Origin of the sequence: Sporosarcina sp. NPDC096371 (assembly GCF_044762865.1) — a bacterium.
In the GTDB taxonomy this organism is placed as follows: Bacteria; Bacillota; Bacilli; order Bacillales_A; family Planococcaceae; genus Sporosarcina.
Genome location: NZ_JBIWFE010000003.1, coordinates 353,641 through 372,162, shown reverse-complemented (window position 1 = coordinate 372,162; position 18,522 = coordinate 353,641). Strand labels below are relative to the sequence as shown.

Sequence of the window (18,522 nt, the reverse complement as noted above, 5' to 3'; positions counted from 1 at the left end):
TCTAGATAATAGACCTTAGTATAAAGAAGACTATTTGAAAAGTCACGTTATTTCTTAAAATTCTTTTTAATTTTGTACATTTATCGACAGAAAGGGTGGACAATTCTGGCTACTACATTATTTGCACTCGACATCGGAACACGCTCTGTTGTTGGCATTATCCTCAAGGAGGACAATGGTTCTTATCATGTCGCAGACCTTATTTCGATTGAACATAAAGAACGTTCAATGATTGATGGACAAATACATAATATTTTAAGTGTTGCAGGGGTCATTTCTGAAATAAAAGAAATTCTTGAGAAAAAACATGGCCCACTTCACCGGGTAAGTGTGGCTGCTGCAGGTCGATCCTTGAAAACAGCAGAGGGAACAATGGCTGTAGATATTTCTCAGCACGCCCTTATTTCAAACGAAGATGTTAACCGTCTGGAACTGGCTGCAGTCCAACAAGCCCAGCAAAAATTATTATCATTGGGCTCCTTTACAAAAGATGACTATTATTATTGTGTCGGCTATTCCGTTCTTCACTACAACCTGGAGGGTGAAGAAATCGGTAGCTTGATTGACCAAGCAGGACGTTCTGCTTCTGTAGACGTCATCGCAACTTTCCTACCGCGTGTAGTCATTGAATCGTTGCTTTCAGCACTGAAACGAACAGGATTGGAGATGGAGGCATTAACGCTGGAACCGATTGCAGCTATCAGCGTCCTTATTCCCCCCTCTATGAGACGTCTCAACGTCGCGTTAGTTGATGTTGGAGCAGGTACCTCAGATATCGCCATAACCGATGATAACACCGTTGTCGCATACGGTATGGTGCCTCTTGCAGGTGACGAAATCACAGAAGAACTTAGCAATCACTATCTACTTGACTTCCCACTTGCAGAAAATGCCAAAAGAAGCATTTCATTAGGTGATGAAATTGTACTCACAGATATACTGGGTTTTGAACAACGAGTAGCGGCAGTTGACGTAACCACCATTATCAAACCAGCCGTTGAGCGCCTGGCAAAATCCATTTCTGCAGAAATCAAAAAACTCAATAATGGGCACTCACCTAAAGCGGTTATGGTGGTTGGCGGCGGAAGCCTAACTCCAGGACTTACAAAAGAAATCAGTATTTGTCTGGAACTCCCTGAGAACAGGGTTGGGATTCGTCAGTTGGATGCACTTAACGGAATTACACTGGAAGCAGGTATCGTCTCTTCACCTGAACTTGTGACGCCAATCGGGATTGCTATTGCTGCAAGGAGAGCTCCTATACACTATTTGTCCATTTCCGTTAATCACAAGACGATGCGACTTTTCAAACTAAAGGAAATGACTGTCGGCGATGCACTACTTGCAGCTAATATCACGCCCCGCCAATTATATGGGATGCCTGGACTAGGCATGTCTGTATCGGTAAACGGCAAAGATATACTCATTCCTGGAGAACATGGCACGCCTTCAACTGTTCTCTTGAACGGAAAAATAGCTAGTACAAAAGACTTTGTTACAGACGCAGATCAAATAGAGTTGCTGGCCGGAAAAGATGGTGCTGATGCTTCCGCAACTATTCGGGATCTACTAGATGAATCGATGCCCATCCATGCAACAATCGATGGTATATCAGTCAAATTAGAACCGGCTATCTTTATCAATGGAATTCAGCAATCCTTCGACACGAAAGTACAAGACCGGGATACAATTGTTATTTCACAAACAAGAACATTGGTAGCCGCTTTAGCAAAAATCAATCGGGGGCAGCTACTTGAAGAAAACGCCTTCATAGTCACTATCAATCAAAAAGCGATGACATTGAAAAAGTGTACTTCAGAATTCTTTGTTGGCAAGTTGGCCATACGCTCTTCCTATGTGATAAAAGACGGAGACGTGATAACTCGACAAAAACAAGCTTTACCGAGTGCTGAAGAAGTGGCTTCGGAAATCGGAGAAAGGGCCTTTGATGAAATCACCGTCACTTTCAATGGATCCATACTCCCCATTCGAAAACCACGTCTATCTATCGTGCTTAACGGACAACCCGCTACGGGAACTGAAGTTATAAAACCCGGTAACAAGCTGGAATTTACTTCCCTAAATACTGGGCCTGTTGTCTTTAGTGACATCTTTGCGTTTACGGATTACAATTTGCCAGAAAACCCATCAAGCAACTACCAACTCCTCCGAAATGGTTCACAAATCGGATTCAATGATCAGATTTTTGGTGGAGATGTACTAGAAATTATCTTCGCATAACAAATGCCCGTCTACCATATTCCGGTAGACGGGCATTTACCTTTGACTAGATAAGTTGAAACAAAGATTTCCTTTGAATCCGCTTCTGAAGCCGACGTTCAATATATATTGCTATATTATTTCTTATTATCAATAATATCAGTAACAGCGTTCTGGTTAGTAACTTTATCTTTGCCAACATTCTCACTGTTATCATAGGAAACATTACTATTTCCAGTTGTAGCATCCTTAGCAGTATTCTCTTTTCCAACAACTGCTTGATGGATAGCTTCTGCTGTAGATGTCACTAGTTGCTCTGCCGTATCAACTGCATCCTCGATTTTCGAGGCAGTTTTATCAATATACTCCATCGCTTCCTCTCCATCAGAAAAAGCAGTTCCATCGTCCATTGGAACAGAAGTTTTTGATTTCATCGATTTTACCTTTTCAACAAGCTGTTCAGACTGCTCTTGAATAGATTTTGAAAGTTCACCCGTTTTTTCCTTTGCTACCGAGGTAAACCCTGTTGCTTTTTCCTTGGCAACTGAGCTAAGTTCAATACTTTTATCTTTCAATTGAACCGCTTGCGTTGTAAAATCCCCGCGCATTTCACTACCTGATTTTGGCGCTAGGAAAAGCGCTGTCGCTGCACCGATTACCCCACCTACAAGTGCACCAAATAGGAAACTTCCAGCAGTGGAGTTTTCGTTCTCTTCGTAGAAAGAATCCGTATGTTTACGATTGTAATCATAACTTACCGGCAAATAAGATGGTTCTCCAAAAGAATTTTCATATTGTTTTTTCTCCGCATAATTCTCTTGGTTAATCTGTGAATCATTGTCATTAGGTTTCACTTTACGATTTTCATTCATAGTCGATTCCTCCTAGTTTTCATGACTAATGCATCTATTTGTCATTATGATAAGTAATACCAGGGACAGGGTTATTTTTTCTGTCCCTGGTTAGGTTTATACGCCGTCCAACCAGTCGAACTCTCCGACTGCCGTTCTTTTACTTTGCCCACGATGTCAATGACAACATTGCTCCATTGAACGACTTGAGCAATCTTATCGCCATTGCGTTCTGCCTCTGTCGTAATTGTATCGGAAACCCGACGAACTGAAGAAGTTAGCCCTGTAACAGAGTCACCTACCCCTTTGACAGCATCGACAACTGAGTTCAATTTCTCAGCTTTTTGCTGAATATCTTCGGCAAGGCTATTGGTCTTATGCAGAAGATCCGCTGTCTCTTTGGTGATACCTTCCATTTGGGTAGTTAACCCATCCATCGTTTCAGAAACGGTTTGCAATGTTTTCTTCACCGAGAACAACGTCATCGCCAAACTCACGCATAAGATTAAAAATGCGAGTGCAGCGACAATAGCCGCTATGTACAATAAATTTTCCATGGTATTGCCTCCTTCAAGTACTACACATAAGTACTGTTTACCCTATTTACAGGCCAATTAAACGTTATGTCTCTATAACCTCTTCGACACCATTCTCAATTTCCCTGCATTGAAATGCAATTGTTTTTCATTTACATGCTTTTCACAGTAAATTACGCCTTGTCCCCATTCAAAATGTATGACATCGGCTGGGGGTACACTTAAATCATCAAGATGTTAAAGACGTTAATTATTTAAGTGAAAAACAGCCGTCTCCGAACCAAGGTTAAGGCCCTTGGCTCTTGATTCAGCTGCTTCGTATTCACTCAGTTTCTTCTTGAACCAAATGGGATTTAAATGCATGTATATACTTCTGAACATCACCCGCACCCATGAAAAGGTAAACTGCGCGATTGTGAGCATCTAGTACTTGGATATCTTCAAGTTCTAAATGTTTTGCACCCGGAATTTTATCAACTAGATCATTGATGGTTAAATTTCCGGCCTTTTCACGAGCCGATCCAAATATATCACACAAATAAACATGATCAGCCGTTGAAAGACTATCCGCAAATTCTGATAAAAGGGCAGCTGTCCGTGTAAACGTATGCGGTTGGAATATCGCCACAATTTCTCGATTAGGATATTTTTGCTTCGCTGTTTGCAAAGTCGCCTGTATTTCAGTTGGATGATGGGCATAGTCATCCACCAAAATTCGTTCCTCTACTTCCATCACGGAAAAACGCCGTTTAACCCCTTGGAAAGTAGACAACCCTTCCTGGATTATAGAAGCTCCAACACCTTCATAATGACACAACGCAATCACACCTAAAGCATTAAGGATTGTGTGGTCGCCAGCTTGTGGGATTGAGAACGTATAATAGAATTCATTACGCACAAAAACATCAAAGGTCGATCCATCCACCGTTTTCTTAATGTTTTTTGCCGCAAAATCATTTGACTCATCAAATCCATAATAGACGACGGGTACTTTCGCATGAATTTGTTGGAGATGACCATCATCCCCGCAAGCGATTAGCGCTTTTCTTACTCGTAGTGCCATTTCGCCGAATGCATCCATCACATCTGCTAGATCCCTAAAATAATCTGGGTGATCGAAGTCGATATTCGTCATGATTGCATAATCCGGCTCGTAGGCAAGAAAATGCCTTTTGTATTCGCAGGCTTCAAAAACGAAGTACTCACTGTCCTTAGGACCACTCCCCGTACCATCGCCAATTAAATAAGAAGTTGGTGAGTGACCTTCTAGGACGTGTGCAAGTAGACCAGTCGTCGATGTTTTACCGTGAGAACCTGTTACACCAACAGATATGAATTTCTCCATATAGTTTCCTAAAAATACATGGTAGCGAATCACTTCAAGCCCAAGTTCTTTAGCTTTTACAATTTCTGGATGACTATCAGGAAATGCATTTCCTGCAATAATTGTCATACCACTAGTAATATTATTTTCATCAAATGCCAGTATAGGTATTTGTCTTTCGCGTAGCGGGTCCTCCGTGAAAAAATACTTTTCCACGTCTGAACCTTGCACTTCGTTAGCGGAATCATGGAGAATTTGGGCGAGCGAACTCATTCCAGACCCTTTAATCCCTATAAAATGGAACAATGTCATATTGCAACCTCCTGGGATCATTTCTGTTCCCCCAATAATAAATCTTACTCATCATCATTAATAATTTGTATTTTGGTCCATTCCTTAGTCCAAGCGGCCCATTAGACGATCCAGGTCACTTTCACTCAAAAAGACATCACGCGCCTTACTCCCTCGCTGTCCGGAAATGAAACCGTTCTTTTCCATCCGATCAATCAGTTTAGCTGCCCGATTGTAACCGATACTAAAATTTCGTTGCAATAAAGATGTCGACGCACTACCTTGTTCGTGAACAAACTGACAAGCCTCTTCAAACAGTGAATCTGTCTCCTCTTCTTCAACAGCACTGGCAAGAAGATCATCTTGACCAAACAAGTAATTCGGAGCCGCCTCGTTGCGAACGTGTTCTATTATACGTTCGATTTCATCATCCGTGACAAATGTCCCTTGAAGACGAACGCCCGACGACTGACCATTGCCAATATAGAGCATGTCACCTCTTCCAAGTAATCGCTCCGCTCCAGGGGAATCAATAATCGTCCTCGAATCAATTTGAGAAGACACAGAAAATGCTATGCGCGTCGGGATATTGGCTTTAATCGTCCCTGTAATCACATCCACAGACGGACGTTGTGTCGCAATAATCAAATGGATACCGCAAGCTCGTGCCTTCTGTGCGATTCTGCTAATGGAGACCTCTACATCTGCCGGGGCCATCATCATTAAATCTGCAAGCTCATCAATGACAATCAACAAGTACGGCATTTTCAATGAATAACGTCGATTTTCCATGACCACTTTATTATAGCGTTCAATATCTCTCACACCTGCATGGGCAAGTAATTCATAGCGTCTTTCCATTTCCGCCACCGCCCATTTTAATGCGGCGGTGGCCGCTTTAACGTCTGTAATCACCGGACTGATTAGATGCGGGATACCATTGAATGGCGCAAGTTCAACCATTTTCGGGTCAATCAGCATCATCTTCAGATCCGTTGGCGCCGCTTTATAGAGCAAACTGACCAAAATTGAATTAATGCAAACTGATTTCCCTGAACCAGTGGCTCCTGCAATCATCCCATGAGGCATTTTGCGCAAGTCCAGCGTGACAGGTTTACCTGTTAGACTTAGACCGAGTACAGCCTCTAATGGCGATGTGGAGGCTTGGAAGCTCTCTGTTGCAATAACCTCCGAGATCCGAACAGCCCGGGTCTTGCGATTCGGTATTTCAATCCCTATTGAACTTCTTCCAGGAATCGGTGCCTGAATCCGAATATCTTCAGCTGCAAGCGCTAATTTCAAATCATCCGTCAAATTTCGAACTTTACTTACTTTTGTCCCTTGACCTACAGTTAGTTCAAATCGTGTCACAGTTGGACCTTGTACCGCCTCAATAACAGTCGCTTGAACTGCAAAATGGGACAATGCTTCCTCAAGCTTTTCAGACTGTGAATCCAACCATTCTGTATCCTCAATCTGCGCTTCAGGCGGAATCAAATCATCAAGCGATGGGAATGCATAATAGGGTAGTTCTTCTATCTTTTCATCAATAACGCTCGGTTGCTGTATTTCTTGTGAAACTTCCTTTACCTCGTGATGCACTATTTTTGGGTTGTTAGGTGCACCGATCATTTCGGAAATTTTCTCAATTGCAACGGAAGCCTGAAAAGGTTGTTCTCGCATTACTTTTTCCTTATCGGACTTTAACATCAATACATTAAAGGGTACGATTCGTTCTTTTTTCTGTTCTAGGATAGGTTCTTCCGTTAACTCCGCATCATCAACAATGACTTCTGTTTCTACCGGTGGAAATGTATCCTTAGTATGTTCCAATTCAGCAGAATCAATTACAGGGGATTCTAGTTCTACAACATCTTCCTGCTGGTCTGATACGTCTGGTTCCACGGCAGGTCGTTCCAATTCCGTTTGATGAGAGTCCACTTCGTCTAGTCTACTGTCACCCACATTTGGTTCTATTACTGGTACCGGCGTTTCCAATATCGGTGGCGTTAATATAGGCTGCTCGTCTTCAGTAGGAAGGACAATCTGCTGTTTTTCCAAAAGATTTTCAAGACCAATCGGCTCCACGGCAGGCCGTTCCAATTCCGGTTGATGAGAGTCCATTACGTCTACATTACTATCACCCACATTGGGTTCTACTACTGGTACCGGCGTTTCCAATATCGGTGGTGTTAAAATAGGCTGCTCGTCTTCAGTAGGAAGGACAACCTGCTGTTCTACCAAATGTTTTTCAAGAACGATTGGCTCCATGGCAGGCCGTTCCAATTCCTTTTGATGAGAGTCCACTTCGTCTACACTACTGTCACCAACATTTGGTTCTATTACTGATACTGGTGTTTCCAAAGTCGGTGGCGTTAAAGTAGGCTGCTCGTCTTCACTTGGAAGGTCAATCTGCTGTTCTACCAAATGATTTTCAAGATTGATTGGCTCCATGGCAGGCCGTTCCAATTCCGTTTGATGAGCGTCCGCTTCGTCTACACTGCTGTCACCCACATTTGGTTCTATTACTGGTACCGGCATTTCCAAAATTGGAGGCGTTAATATAGGCTGCTCGTCTTCCCTTGGAAGGTCAATCTGCTGTTCTACTAATTGATTTTCAAAAATGATTGGCTCCATGACGGCAGCTTCTTCTAACTGTGGCGACTGCACCACATCTTCATCCGATTTCGTTGGCACTTCTTTTGCTGGATGCTTATAGCCATAAACAGGTGAAGGTACTGAAGTCGGGCTAAATGGTCTGCTAGAACGTTTTTGAATAGGTGTCTTTACTTGTGCTGTCTGTTCCTTTTGAAGCTCCTTATCCCGGGAAACAAAAACTGTTTTTTGGGGTGCTGACGATGCTCCGTATTTTGGAGTTGATCCAGCGCGAAAAACATTAGAAACTTTTGGATCACCTGGCCATCTTTCATTTTCATAGAGAGGTGTCGGTTCGTAATGATAATCCGCGTCAATCTGATTTGTAGTAGGTTGTGAGACTTCTCGTTCGACCGTTGAATTCTCATCCCATCCATATATTTCCGCATCCGAAACAATCGGAAAACGAAATGCCGAATTTTGCTTTCTTGCCGGCTGTTCTATCGGATCATCAACTTCATAGTCATTATTAGGTTCCTCATAAACAACTTCATCCTTACTGTTATCATCCGGCCCAAAAAGCCGGTTCATTAGCGTATTAAACCAACTCAAGACTATCACTCTTTTCATGTCAATCAATCTATTTTAACAGTACTGACACTACTAAATCAAATCAATATTGTAAATAAGAAAAACGTACCACATTGGCACGTTTTTCATCTTCTTACATTGTAAATGCTTCTCCAACAAGAGCATTATTTTCCAACACTAGAATTCCTTTTTCTTCTGGCGCGTTCGGCAATGCAAGTTCTTTAGCCGAGCAAATCATACCTGAAGAAGCAATGCCACGTAGTTCAGCATCACGAATAACCATTCCAGATGGCATAACCGCCCCGATTTTTGCAACTACAACTTTCTGCCCTGCATCCACGTTCGGCGCACCGCAGACAATCTGAACGGTTTCGCTACCTATGTCTACTGTACAAATATTCAATTTATCAGCGTTTGGATGCTTTTCTTTCGTCAACACATGACCTACAACGAATTTCGGTGAAAAGTCCGCGTCAAGTTCAACTTCTGCACCATTTTTCTGGAATGCAGCCTGCAATTGTTTGACAACTTCTTCCGTCAACTCCACTTTACCAACCGTCTCAATCGCGAAATAAGAGGATGCCTGGAATAAGTTAATCGCAGCTACCTCTCCAGTCTCTGCGTTGCGGATCACCGTAACATCTCCATAAGATGCTGTTATAATCGAATCTGGACGTGTGACGGTATGCTGAATCAACAACACATCCCCTACACCATTCCTGTTATAAAATAAATTCACTTTTTCTTTCCTTCCCTTCTTGCCAAACGATTTTTAGCCATGATGAAAATCGGTTCAAGTTTACCATCTTTATAGATAAATGACAAAGACGTAATCGGCACAGTACCTGTCGTGAAGAAATGCATCGCCATCTGCGCGAGTACATCATAGCCCGTATCATTACGAATATCGCCAATAATTAGGACATCTTGATGCGGGACTGAAACCGTCATATGTCCTTCAATTTTGCTTTCCATCTCTTTTAAAAAGGCACTGTTTAATAATCTACTCGCATCGTACCCATCATTGTTATTGATGAAATAATAGATATTGTCCGAGACTTCATCCCGTTTCATAGCAGTTGGGAGCGATCTTACGCGGAACAAAGCTGATTCCATAATTTCCGCTTCAGATAGACCTATCGCAGCTATCATGCCCTCATCAATCAATCGATACGTCGTCCCTAGGTCTAATGCATAATAAATGCGTGTCTCAGCTGTATGATCTTTCATCAAAAACTTGTGACCAGCCGCAGATGCCTTCGGAAATGACGTCGATCGAATGACAGGATAGATTGCTGTACTACTCACAAATCCCTCTGTTTGTTCCTTTTCCATCGCCTTAAATGTTTCACCGATAATGTGGACGAGTTCTTCAATCGCCGCAAGTTTCTTCTGTTCATATTTCACCAGAATTTCTGGCAGCGAGATATCCATCCCTTTTTTCAAAATTGAATGCTCAAGACGAACTTTATCCGTTTTCCGATCAAAACGCCATTGAAAATGTTCGGACGGAAGATGCTCTTTTAAAATGTCAATTAGCTGTTCAGAATTCATCTACCCTTTTCCCTCCATTGCAATAAACACTAGTTGACTAGCCAAAAACCTCATGCTATTTGATAGAACGCACGACTTCCATCATGCTTGCTAAATTTTCTTCAATATTCTTTTTCGTTGTCATTGTTGTCATTTTAGAGCCACCCACACCTGTGATCAGTTCAATTTGGTCATTTTCACTTTTTACGACAGCCGCAAAGCCAAAGGCGCCATTATCACTAAACGTCTCTTGCTCGATAACATCTTTGCTTTGATCTGCCAGAAGTAAGTCATACACCAGTTGACTATCATTTTTTTCATTCGGATTTATGAATAGAATGTAGGTATCTTTACCTTTAGTAAAGACGATATTCTGCGGATCAGAGTGATCGCTTATTGTAAATCCATTTGGCTTGTATAATGTTACGCCATCAATTTCTTCTGTAGGTTCTTTATCATTCGACTGAAATGCTTCCCCCGCCGCATCGATGCCAGCTTTTGCCCGTTCACCGAGTGATTCGTTACATGCCGTAAGTAAAAATGCGGACATCACTAGCAGGAATATGAATCTCCATTTCCGGAACATTCGACTTCCTCCAATCATTAATTTGAACACCATACCTCATTCTAAAGACATTGCCTAGTAGTTGCAACTGTTGCGGTCTGCATTCGATTTTCAGATAAGCTGACAAGATTAGACAAGGCCACCTCAAAATCCAGACTTTTTCACACCCCTGAGCAGTTGATTTATGACTGCAAATCGTATTTTAATTGACCAATCAGCAGTTGTAAAATATGTACAAACAGATCATCTCGATTCACGGCATGGGCAGTGAACATTCCGATAGCACCTTCTTTTTTTCGAATCCCACTTGCTTTGAAATAGGCATCGACAACTGGACCGAGTTCTTTGCCTGCGATAAGTTCCTCGGCAATCTCCTTCGGCAAAGGTATCTGTGCGCCCCCCGCTGTAAATCGTGTTCCATCGGGAAAAGCTAATGCTCCCCAGTTGCATAGATACATCTGCCCCTCTAGCATACGGACGCCACCTTCCAATCCAATACCGATGGCCCCCTCTTTCGTACCTGATGCTCGTAATGCACGATTGATAGCACCCAGTCTCGTCTCTTCATCCCCAAATGGTTGATCTGAAACCCCCGATTTAGCATCTACTTCCCAAACAGTCGCTTGCGGAAAGTGGTTAGCAATGACCCCTCTTGCCGCCTTTACTTTCGCAGGATTTGTTGAACCTATCATAAATTCCATCTATATTGCCTCCTCGTTTTCCACATAAAAAAACGTCCTTTACTTTACATGAAAGTAGAAGGACGGTACTTCCTATTACAACACGACTGAATTGAACAGTAATATTACATTCATCCGCCAACTTATTGAAATAAACGACTACTGCTGAAGCAAGTTAGACGTTGCTCTTGATTGTTGCCACCGTCGTTTTATCGCATGCCTTCACAAGTTTTACTAGAAGTTCTTTTGCGGCAGCATAATCATCTGTATGAATAATGGAGCCCGAAGTATGGATGTAGCGTGAACATATGCCAATCACTGCGCTAGGAACACCTTCATTTGACATATGGACACGTCCCGCATCGGTCCCACCTGGAGAGATGAAATATTGATACGGAATATTATGCGTTTCCGCCATATCAAGAATAAACTCACGCATGCCACGGTGTGTAACCATTGTGCGGTCAAAAATACGTAGCAATGTACCTTTACCGAGTTGTCCAAATTCATTTTTATCACCCGAAGCATCATTTGCCGGACTGGCATCCAACGCAAAGAACAAATCCGGGTTAATCATTGTAGCAGCCGTCTGCGCACCGCGAAGCCCAATCTCTTCCATTACATTGGCTCCTGAAAATAAATGATTCGGCAGTTTTTCATCATGTAATTCTTTTAAAAGTTCAATGGCAAGGCCACAACCATAGCGATTATCCCATGCTTTCGCTAGAATCTTTTTGTTATTAGCCATCGGCGTAAACGGAGAGACTGGAACAATCTGCTGACCAAGTCGAATACCGATTTTCTCGGCATCTTCTTTATTATCTGCACCGATATCAATCAACATATTTTTAATATCCATCGGCTTGTTTCGCACAGCATCACTTAACAAATGCGGCGGAATTGAACCTATCACACCTATTACCGGCCCATTATTCGTTATGATTTCTACTCGTTGCGCCAACAACACTTGGCTCCACCAGCCACCCAGTGGTTGGAAACGAATCATCCCATTGTCCGTGATAGCGCTTACCATAAAACCAACTTCATCCATGTGACCCGCAACCATAATTCGCGGACCATCTTCTGGACCTTTTCTGACGCCAAAAATACTACCTAGGTTATCTTGGATCAATTCATCGGAATACTTTCCAAGTTCACTACGCATGTACTTTCTCACTGCATGTTCATTCCCCGGTGCTCCTGGAAGCTCTGTTAACGTCTTAAACATTTCAATTGTTTCTTTTTGCACTTGAAAATTGCCCCCTCACTTATGTACGTACTGTAAATAGTGTAATCGATTATTCAAACAGTTTCCATCAATTTATTTAGTAAATCGAATTATCTAATTCAATCTGTCCGCCTGCTATGCCGTGTTAAATTGTGGTACACTGGGTGAAAGACAGATGTAGGGGGTTACGTTAATTATGAAAGTAAAAGAATTCCTAGCAGGTGTGTTGACAGGTGTTGCCGCTGGAATCATTGTCAATGAGGCCATTGACCGAGCAAACCGCAATGTAGCAGCGGATTCCGTCTTAGATACAGTAAAAACTGCTTTTAAAACTGAAGGTCCAATAGATGGTTCATGGATCGTCATGAAAACAGAACCATACACAAACAATGTCATTACAATGGATGTGTATCGTGGCGGAATTTCACGCATCAAAGATGGTGAACTCGAGCAATTTGAATTTGCGGCAGATGCAAAAACAGGATCCGTCGTTGAACTTACAAAAATATAAACAAAACCGTCACATCACCAGACTTACTGGTAGTGTGACGGTTTTACTTTTTTAGTGCGTTACTTTAACAGCTTCAATAATCTCTTTCCCGCTGTCATCCCACTTCACAAGTCTATAAACCGCATCATGATAAAAAATGAATTTATAGCCTCCCGAGATAGCCTCTTTCATCAATCGTTCCTTGGCGAAAATCGATGTCATAGGATAATCATCATAGGCGAGTACCCACAATGGATTGCTATGCGCATGTGTCGGCATAATATCACCCATATGAAGAATCGTTTCACCATTCTGCGTCAATTTAATGACGCTATGTCCATCACTATGACCGCCTGTATGGATCATTTCAATTCCAGGAAGAACCATAACACTTTCCTCAAAGGTTTTAACTTGGTGCTGAATAGGCTCCCAATTCTCTTTCCAGTACGTATTACGAGACCGGATATTCGGATTGCGCATCTCATCCCATTCAATTTGTGAGACGTAAATCTCAGCATTCGGGAAAACCGAAACGAGCTCTTCCCCTTGCCATTGCGTTAGGCCTGCCGCATGATCGTTATGTAGATGAGTCATTAGCACAATGTCAATCGATTCCGGTGTCAATTCGAGTTCCCCAAGACTTTCCTCGACCCTCGTTTCAGCCCTTACCCCTAAGTTACGTTTCATCTTCTCATCAAGCTTTCCTTTTCCGATACCTGATTCAATTAAAATATTCTTGCCTTCATAACGAATTAGAATCGGATCCGTACGTAGCTCGATTAAGTTATTGTCATCTACCTCATAACGCCTTGACCACAGCGCCTTCGGAACGACACCGAACATCGCGCCACCATCTAAAAAATTGACTCCCCCATCTAACCACGTCAACTTCATACCGTGAAATGTATATGCATCCATCGCCAACATCCTCCCTGTTCCCCTTGCTCTTTAGTTGTTAATCCTTCTGGAATTGCGACTCCAGCCTGTAAATCGGCTGACCTTTCGCGGAAAACTTCTCTTCATATTCCGTCATAATATTATCTTCCGGCATTTCCGCATGCAAATCGAGCGATACATAACGCAGTTTCATACCGTAATCTGACATGGACACAAGCGAATACTCAAACAATCCTCGGTTATCCGTTTTAAAATGGATTTCCCCTGCTGGAATCAGCACGGATTCATACAACTTCAAAAAAGTTTCATGCGTTAATCTACGCTTAGCATGTCTTGTTTTTGGCCACGGATCAGAGAAATTCAAGTAGACACGATCAATCTCACCTTTGCTGAAAATCTCAGTCAATTCCACACCATTTGCACGGAATAGTCTTAAATTTGATGGCTTGCCCGCTTCAATTACTTTCTCAAGCGCCGAGACGATGACATTGTCAAAGTGTTCAATACCAATATAATTAATGTCCGGATTGGCAATGGCCATACCGATGATAAATTGACCCATACCTGTTCCAACTTCAATATGAATCGGATGATCATTTCCGAACAGATCATGCCAACCGTTACTCATTTTTTTAGGTTCTGCTAATAGGACATCTGGATGTTCTGCCATGAAATCCCTTGCCCATGGTTTATTGCGAAGCCGCATTACACACACTCTTTTCTTTTCATTGTTAGTTGTCTTCTTCTAGTTGTTCTTCATCATCTGCAAATAATCGACTCATCGATGTTGTCTGACCAATATCCAGTATAGCCTGAGCTGCTTTGAATTGGGTAGATTTTAATGGGACCGGCAATTTTTGTAGTGCCGAAAACCATTTTTCATACGATCGTCTATCAATCATCGTTATATCGAATGGAGCACCTGGATAGTCCACATAACCGTTGCGGGAAATCAAATACTTTTTGATTGGAAAATCAATCTCTTGCCCATTAAATATGCCAGAAACGATTTTTTCCATCCGATTTAATGCAATAAGTGGATTGAGCACTTTCGTTTCATTCTCTCCCGACTTCTTTACCCAGAACCGATGACTACTACCGACAAAAGCTGAAACATCCTCTGCCTCGATCACCGTAATACACATACATTCGACCGGCGTCACGATAATTATATCAAGCTCTACAGGCGCTTGCTTAAGTTTAAGGACGGGATAATAAAAAAGCAAATAGTTATCCGGTAATCCCTGTGCAAAACTACGTAACAATGTATCGCGCATATAACGTGGATCGACACGCGATTTATCCATTAACGTAGAACTTGCCCATTTTATTTGAAAATGAAAAAGTTGGTCCAAATAGAGTCTTCTTAATTGTTCAAGACTTGTAGGATTGTAGATGATATTGGGACTAAAACCAAATTGATCTTCTTCCTGATTTCCCTGATCATCGCTGGTCTCCAATACTTCCTCATCTATTATAACCGTTTTTCGTTGGCCGAAGCGCTTGAAGAGGGAAGAAAACCATTTTCCCTCTTCCGCTTCCTCCACTGTTTCATTATTTTTTTGTTCCCATTCCGTTAAAGTTGCGCCATTTTCCCATTGTGTCTTCATGCGTTCCCATTGGTATTTTTTTAAACGGATATATTGAGTAGGGTAACGGGATAAATCATTTTCATATCTGGATACATAATCGAGCAGTTTGACAAGTTGCGCCATTTTTAAATCACTCCGATTTCACATCGCATCTACGTTTACACACCCGCATTTGAAGTAGGGATTTGTAAGGTGAACGCTTTTTGTAACTTTCTTGTCAATACACCAGGAGTCCCTGAAGCGATACTTCGTCCATCAACTGACGAGATGGGCATTATTTCTGACGTTGTGGACGTCAGAAACAGCTCGTCCATGTTGTATGCTTCCTCTAATGTAAACGACTTTTCCACTACCGGTATTGCAAGTTTTTCACTTATTCCTAATACAACTTGGCGCGTAATTCCATTCAAAATTAAATTTGTCGCAGGATGCGTATAAATCGTCCCATCTTTTACACCAAATAGATTGGATGAGGAACCTTCTGTAACAACTCCCTCTCGATGAAGAAGTGCCTCCACACAATTAGCTTCATTGGCCTCTTGCTTCGCAAGTACGTTACCAAGTAAATTAAGGCTTTTAATATCACAACGTAGCCAACGAATATCTTCCACCGACTTGACCGCAACTCCATTTTCTATGCTTGTCATAGGTCTTGGATTACTCACGGCGTATGCCGTTACAACTGAAGCCACAGTTGATCCTGGGAATTGGTGCGTACGTGGGGCGGCCCCACGCGTTACCTGCATGTAGATATGTCCAATTGAAATCGAATTACGTACAATTAATTCACGAACCATCTCCATCAATTGCTCCTTGGAATAAGGGATTGTCATTTTGATTTTTGTAGCACTTTGAAATAAGCGGTCGATATGTTCTTCTGCTGTGAATAATTCGCCACCATATACTTTAATCACTTCATACACACCGTCACCGAAATAGTAACCACGGTCATCAATCGATATGTTCAACCCTTCACGTTCTGTAAACTGACCATCCTTAAAATACACAGTCAAAATCATTTCCTCCTTATTTTTCGCACGCAAGCCGGCAAATTGCATCTGCATAGATGGCTGTCGCCTTGACTAAATCTTCGATATAAACATATTCATCTGCCTGATGAGCCACATCTTCCCGTCCAGGAAATAGCATCCCAAAAGCGACCCCTTTTTCAAGAACACGTGCATATGTACCTCCACCGATTGACAACAGTTCAGCAGGCTCTCCCGTATGATCAGTATACACCTGTTGCAAGGTCTGGATTAGTAAATCATTAGCATCAACATGATGAGGCACAGAATTTGATTCGACGTCTACTGTGAATGAGGCAGCTGTCAGTCTCCCCATACACTGTGTTATGAACGTTTCAAAAGGGTAGGTGACGGCGTAGCGCATACTTACGGATACTTCGCCGCCTTTTACTGGATCGAATGTAATGATACCAGCATTCAACGTTGTATCACCTGACAATTGATCGGTAAATGCAAGACCTAAGAAACGGCCACGGGTATCATTGCTAAATGCATCTGTCAGGAACTGTGTAAAGTTTTTCGATTGACCTTCATGAAAAATGGTCGTCAAAAATGTTGCCAGTAGAACGGCTGCATTGATACCGTGATCCGGCTCCATCGCATGAGCGGATTTTCCATTCACACTAATCATTGTCCTATCATCTTTTTCACGAAGTTCACCTGTTACATGATGCGTTTTCAAAAAAGATTCGAATTGTTTCGCGATGGTAGGCGCTTTTTCTGATATATGGGCTTCAGCATAATCTGGCACCATATTCGTTCGAGTACCTGATTTGAACAGTAAAAGTTGTCCATCAGGAACTTCTGTTTTTTGTTTGAACGAGATAGAAGCAATCCCTTTTTCCGCGTTGATAATTGGGAAATCAGCATCTGGCGCAAATCCGATATCGGGCATCTCTTCTTTTTCAAAATACCTATCCACGCAACGGAAACCAGTCTCTTCATCTGTTCCGATGATGAGTCGAACGCGTTTAGTCATCGGCAGACCCGATTCCTTCACCATTTGCATCGCATGCCACGCCGCCATCGTCGGTCCTTTATCGTCAATAGAACCACGGCCGAATAGTTTACCGTCCACTACTGTTCCATCAAACGGCCCGAATGTCCAATTGCCTCCCGCCGGTACAACATCGACGTGACAAAGAATGCCGATCAGTTCCTCACCTTGCCCCATTTCAATATGACCTGCCATATTATCAATATTTTTTACAAGGTATCCCGCTTTTCGTCCTTCTTCCAATAGCCAATCAAGCGCGCGTTTGGGTTCAGGACCGAATGGCGCGTTGTCATTGGCCGCCTCCTCATCCAGAACAGAAGGGATGGCGATGAGTTGTTGTAAATCTTTGATGAGATCATCTTGTCTGTTTACTGCTTCCATTTTCCAATCCTTCATTCAGAACACCTGCCTTCATTTATTTCTATTCTCACATGTTCGGCTAAGAAAATAAAGCGCAATCCTCACAATTTTTTTTTACAAAAAATGCATGCAAACAAGCTGTAAATACGTTATACTAATATTGTCAGAAGATTTAACTTCATTTAGCACCTGCTACAGATTTTAATGGAGCCAGTTGTATAAGCTCTATTCGAACGATGTAAGCAGATACGCTAGGGAGTGTTTGATGCTGACAAACCGCTGTGTTACAGAAAGGATGTGCAGTGTCAGGGATAATATCAACGTGCTTTAGGCAACATTCATAAGTCTCATGTCCAGTGTTATTTTGGAAAATGAAGATGAAGGAGTGATTCCACACTTGAAACCTGCTACTGATCGTATGCTTACTCGCATCAAGGATGTCTATATGTTCATCCTTGATAACGGTACTGTTACAACAGAGAATTTGGTCGATGAATTTGGTATCACTCACCGTACTGTCCAACGGGATCTAAACGTCCTGGAATACAATGGGCTCATTACGAGTCCAGTCCGCGGTAAATGGACGACGACAGCAAAAAAGGTGAAATTATCTTCTTGACCTGCGCACAATAAAAGGGGCTGAACCGTATTATACGGCTCAGCCCTTTTTTATTGTCCAGCTACGGGCGCCAGATGCTCGGGTCATAAGTCAAACTAGCTTTGCGGCAAAGGGCGCCACGCCGC

Annotated in this window: 17 protein-coding genes; 3 read left to right on the top strand and 14 right to left on the bottom strand. The window is 42.3% G+C overall.

Annotation, left to right across the window (positions count from 1 at the left end; all coding sequences use genetic code 11):
• The first annotated feature begins 72 nt into the window (after nucleotides 1-72).
• Nucleotides 73-2,241 (top strand): cell division protein FtsA, encoded by a 2,169-nt coding sequence (locus tag ACIQ0H_RS10480; protein WP_403414058.1) that lies wholly within the window; start codon nucleotides 73-75, stop codon nucleotides 2,239-2,241.
• Between the two features lie 116 nt (nucleotides 2,242-2,357).
• Here the strand turns inward: ACIQ0H_RS10480 and ACIQ0H_RS10475 are convergent, their stop codons facing one another.
• The 9 genes from ACIQ0H_RS10475 to ACIQ0H_RS10435 all read right to left on the bottom strand — a co-directional run bounded on the left by ACIQ0H_RS10475 (nucleotide 2,358) and on the right by ACIQ0H_RS10435 (nucleotide 12,435).
• A complete protein-coding gene (locus ACIQ0H_RS10475; protein ID WP_403414057.1) occupies nucleotides 2,358-3,092 on the bottom strand; it encodes a YtxH domain-containing protein in 735 nt (244 codons plus the stop codon).
• Nucleotides 3,093-3,163: 71 nt separating this feature from the next.
• Nucleotides 3,164-3,628, bottom strand: coding sequence for a DUF948 domain-containing protein (locus ACIQ0H_RS10470; RefSeq protein ID WP_403414055.1), 465 nt, complete (start codon nucleotides 3,626-3,628; stop codon nucleotides 3,164-3,166).
• Nucleotides 3,629-3,929: 301 nt separating this feature from the next.
• Nucleotides 3,930-5,243: a UDP-N-acetylmuramate--L-alanine ligase gene (murC, locus tag ACIQ0H_RS10465; protein ID WP_403414053.1), complete on the bottom strand. Its 1,314-nt coding sequence runs from the start codon at nucleotides 5,241-5,243 to the stop codon at nucleotides 3,930-3,932.
• An 84-nt stretch (nucleotides 5,244-5,327) separates the two neighbouring features.
• A complete protein-coding gene (locus tag ACIQ0H_RS10460; RefSeq protein WP_403414051.1) occupies nucleotides 5,328-8,447 on the bottom strand; it encodes a DNA translocase FtsK in 3,120 nt (1,039 codons plus the stop codon).
• Between the two features lie 94 nt (nucleotides 8,448-8,541).
• Nucleotides 8,542-9,147 (bottom strand): YtpR family tRNA-binding protein, encoded by a 606-nt coding sequence (gene ytpR, locus ACIQ0H_RS10455; protein ID WP_403414049.1) that lies wholly within the window; start codon nucleotides 9,145-9,147, stop codon nucleotides 8,542-8,544.
• A complete protein-coding gene (locus ACIQ0H_RS10450; RefSeq protein WP_403414047.1) occupies nucleotides 9,144-9,962 on the bottom strand; it encodes a DUF1444 family protein in 819 nt (272 codons plus the stop codon). Before ACIQ0H_RS10450 ends, ytpR begins: the two co-directional genes overlap by 4 nt.
• Nucleotides 9,963-10,017: 55 nt before the next feature.
• Complete coding sequence (locus tag ACIQ0H_RS10445; RefSeq protein ID WP_403414045.1) at nucleotides 10,018-10,527, bottom strand: hypothetical protein; 510 nt, start codon at nucleotides 10,525-10,527, stop codon at nucleotides 10,018-10,020.
• 161 nt (nucleotides 10,528-10,688) lie between these two features.
• Nucleotides 10,689-11,207 (bottom strand): DUF84 family protein, encoded by a 519-nt coding sequence (locus tag ACIQ0H_RS10440; RefSeq protein ID WP_403414043.1) that lies wholly within the window; start codon nucleotides 11,205-11,207, stop codon nucleotides 10,689-10,691.
• 154 nt (nucleotides 11,208-11,361) lie between these two features.
• A complete protein-coding gene (locus ACIQ0H_RS10435; RefSeq protein WP_403414041.1) occupies nucleotides 11,362-12,435 on the bottom strand; it encodes a M42 family metallopeptidase in 1,074 nt (357 codons plus the stop codon).
• Between the two features lie 175 nt (nucleotides 12,436-12,610).
• Here ACIQ0H_RS10435 and ACIQ0H_RS10430 point away from each other — a divergent pair, with 175 nt between their 5' ends.
• Nucleotides 12,611-12,925, top strand: coding sequence for a hypothetical protein (locus ACIQ0H_RS10430; protein WP_403414039.1), 315 nt, complete (start codon nucleotides 12,611-12,613; stop codon nucleotides 12,923-12,925).
• Between the two features lie 51 nt (nucleotides 12,926-12,976).
• Here the strand turns inward: ACIQ0H_RS10430 and ACIQ0H_RS10425 are convergent, their stop codons facing one another.
• Genes ACIQ0H_RS10425 through pepV form a run of 5 tightly spaced genes read right to left on the bottom strand, consistent with a single transcriptional unit; the run spans nucleotide 12,977 to nucleotide 17,814 of the window.
• Complete coding sequence (locus tag ACIQ0H_RS10425) at nucleotides 12,977-13,822, bottom strand: YtnP family quorum-quenching lactonase (RefSeq protein WP_403414037.1); 846 nt, start codon at nucleotides 13,820-13,822, stop codon at nucleotides 12,977-12,979.
• Between the two features lie 37 nt (nucleotides 13,823-13,859).
• Entirely contained in the window at nucleotides 13,860-14,507 is a 648-nt protein-coding gene (trmB, locus tag ACIQ0H_RS10420) for a tRNA (guanosine(46)-N7)-methyltransferase TrmB (protein ID WP_403414035.1), read from the bottom strand.
• Nucleotides 14,508-14,532: 25 nt separating this feature from the next.
• Entirely contained in the window at nucleotides 14,533-15,516 is a 984-nt protein-coding gene (locus ACIQ0H_RS10415; protein ID WP_403414033.1) for a nuclease-related domain-containing protein, read from the bottom strand.
• A gap of 35 nt (nucleotides 15,517-15,551) precedes the next feature.
• Nucleotides 15,552-16,412 (bottom strand): D-amino-acid transaminase, encoded by an 861-nt coding sequence (dat, locus tag ACIQ0H_RS10410; protein WP_403414520.1) that lies wholly within the window; start codon nucleotides 16,410-16,412, stop codon nucleotides 15,552-15,554.
• Between the two features lie 7 nt (nucleotides 16,413-16,419).
• The gene (gene pepV / locus ACIQ0H_RS10405) at nucleotides 16,420-17,814 is read right to left on the bottom strand and encodes a dipeptidase PepV (protein WP_403414031.1); all 1,395 of its coding nucleotides are present in this window, start codon (nucleotides 17,812-17,814) and stop codon (nucleotides 16,420-16,422) included.
• A gap of 361 nt (nucleotides 17,815-18,175) precedes the next feature.
• On the opposite strand from pepV, the gene ACIQ0H_RS10400 reads away from it, so the two are divergent.
• Complete coding sequence (locus tag ACIQ0H_RS10400) at nucleotides 18,176-18,397, top strand: DeoR family transcriptional regulator (protein ID WP_403414518.1); 222 nt, start codon at nucleotides 18,176-18,178, stop codon at nucleotides 18,395-18,397.
• Nucleotides 18,398-18,522: the final 125 nt, after the last annotated feature.

What these genes read in the sequence shown, in the direction of transcription:
- ACIQ0H_RS10475 (WP_403414057.1), bottom strand. Translation starts at nt 3,092, where the DNA reads ATGAATGAAAATCGTAAAGTGAAACCTAATGACAATGATTCACAGATT.
- ACIQ0H_RS10470 (WP_403414055.1), bottom strand. Translation starts at nt 3,628, where the DNA reads ATGGAAAATTTATTGTACATAGCGGCTATTGTCGCTGCACTCGCATTT.
- murC (WP_403414053.1), bottom strand. Translation starts at nt 5,243, where the DNA reads ATGACATTGTTCCATTTTATAGGGATTAAAGGGTCTGGAATGAGTTCG.
- ACIQ0H_RS10460 (WP_403414051.1), bottom strand. Translation starts at nt 8,447, where the DNA reads ATGAAAAGAGTGATAGTCTTGAGTTGGTTTAATACGCTAATGAACCGG.
- ACIQ0H_RS10450 (WP_403414047.1), bottom strand. Translation starts at nt 9,962, where the DNA reads ATGAATTCTGAACAGCTAATTGACATTTTAAAAGAGCATCTTCCGTCC.
- ACIQ0H_RS10445 (WP_403414045.1), bottom strand. Translation starts at nt 10,527, where the DNA reads ATGTTCCGGAAATGGAGATTCATATTCCTGCTAGTGATGTCCGCATTT.
- ACIQ0H_RS10440 (WP_403414043.1), bottom strand. Translation starts at nt 11,207, where the DNA reads ATGGAATTTATGATAGGTTCAACAAATCCTGCGAAAGTAAAGGCGGCA.
- ACIQ0H_RS10430 (WP_403414039.1), top strand. Translation starts at nt 12,611, where the DNA reads ATGAAAGTAAAAGAATTCCTAGCAGGTGTGTTGACAGGTGTTGCCGCT.
- ACIQ0H_RS10425 (WP_403414037.1), bottom strand. Translation starts at nt 13,822, where the DNA reads ATGGATGCATATACATTTCACGGTATGAAGTTGACGTGGTTAGATGGG.
- trmB (WP_403414035.1), bottom strand. Translation starts at nt 14,507, where the DNA reads ATGCGGCTTCGCAATAAACCATGGGCAAGGGATTTCATGGCAGAACAT.
- ACIQ0H_RS10415 (WP_403414033.1), bottom strand. Translation starts at nt 15,516, where the DNA reads ATGGCGCAACTTGTCAAACTGCTCGATTATGTATCCAGATATGAAAAT.
- dat (WP_403414520.1), bottom strand. Translation starts at nt 16,412, where the DNA reads ATGATTTTGACTGTGTATTTTAAGGATGGTCAGTTTACAGAACGTGAA.
- pepV (WP_403414031.1), bottom strand. Translation starts at nt 17,814, where the DNA reads ATGAAGGATTGGAAAATGGAAGCAGTAAACAGACAAGATGATCTCATC.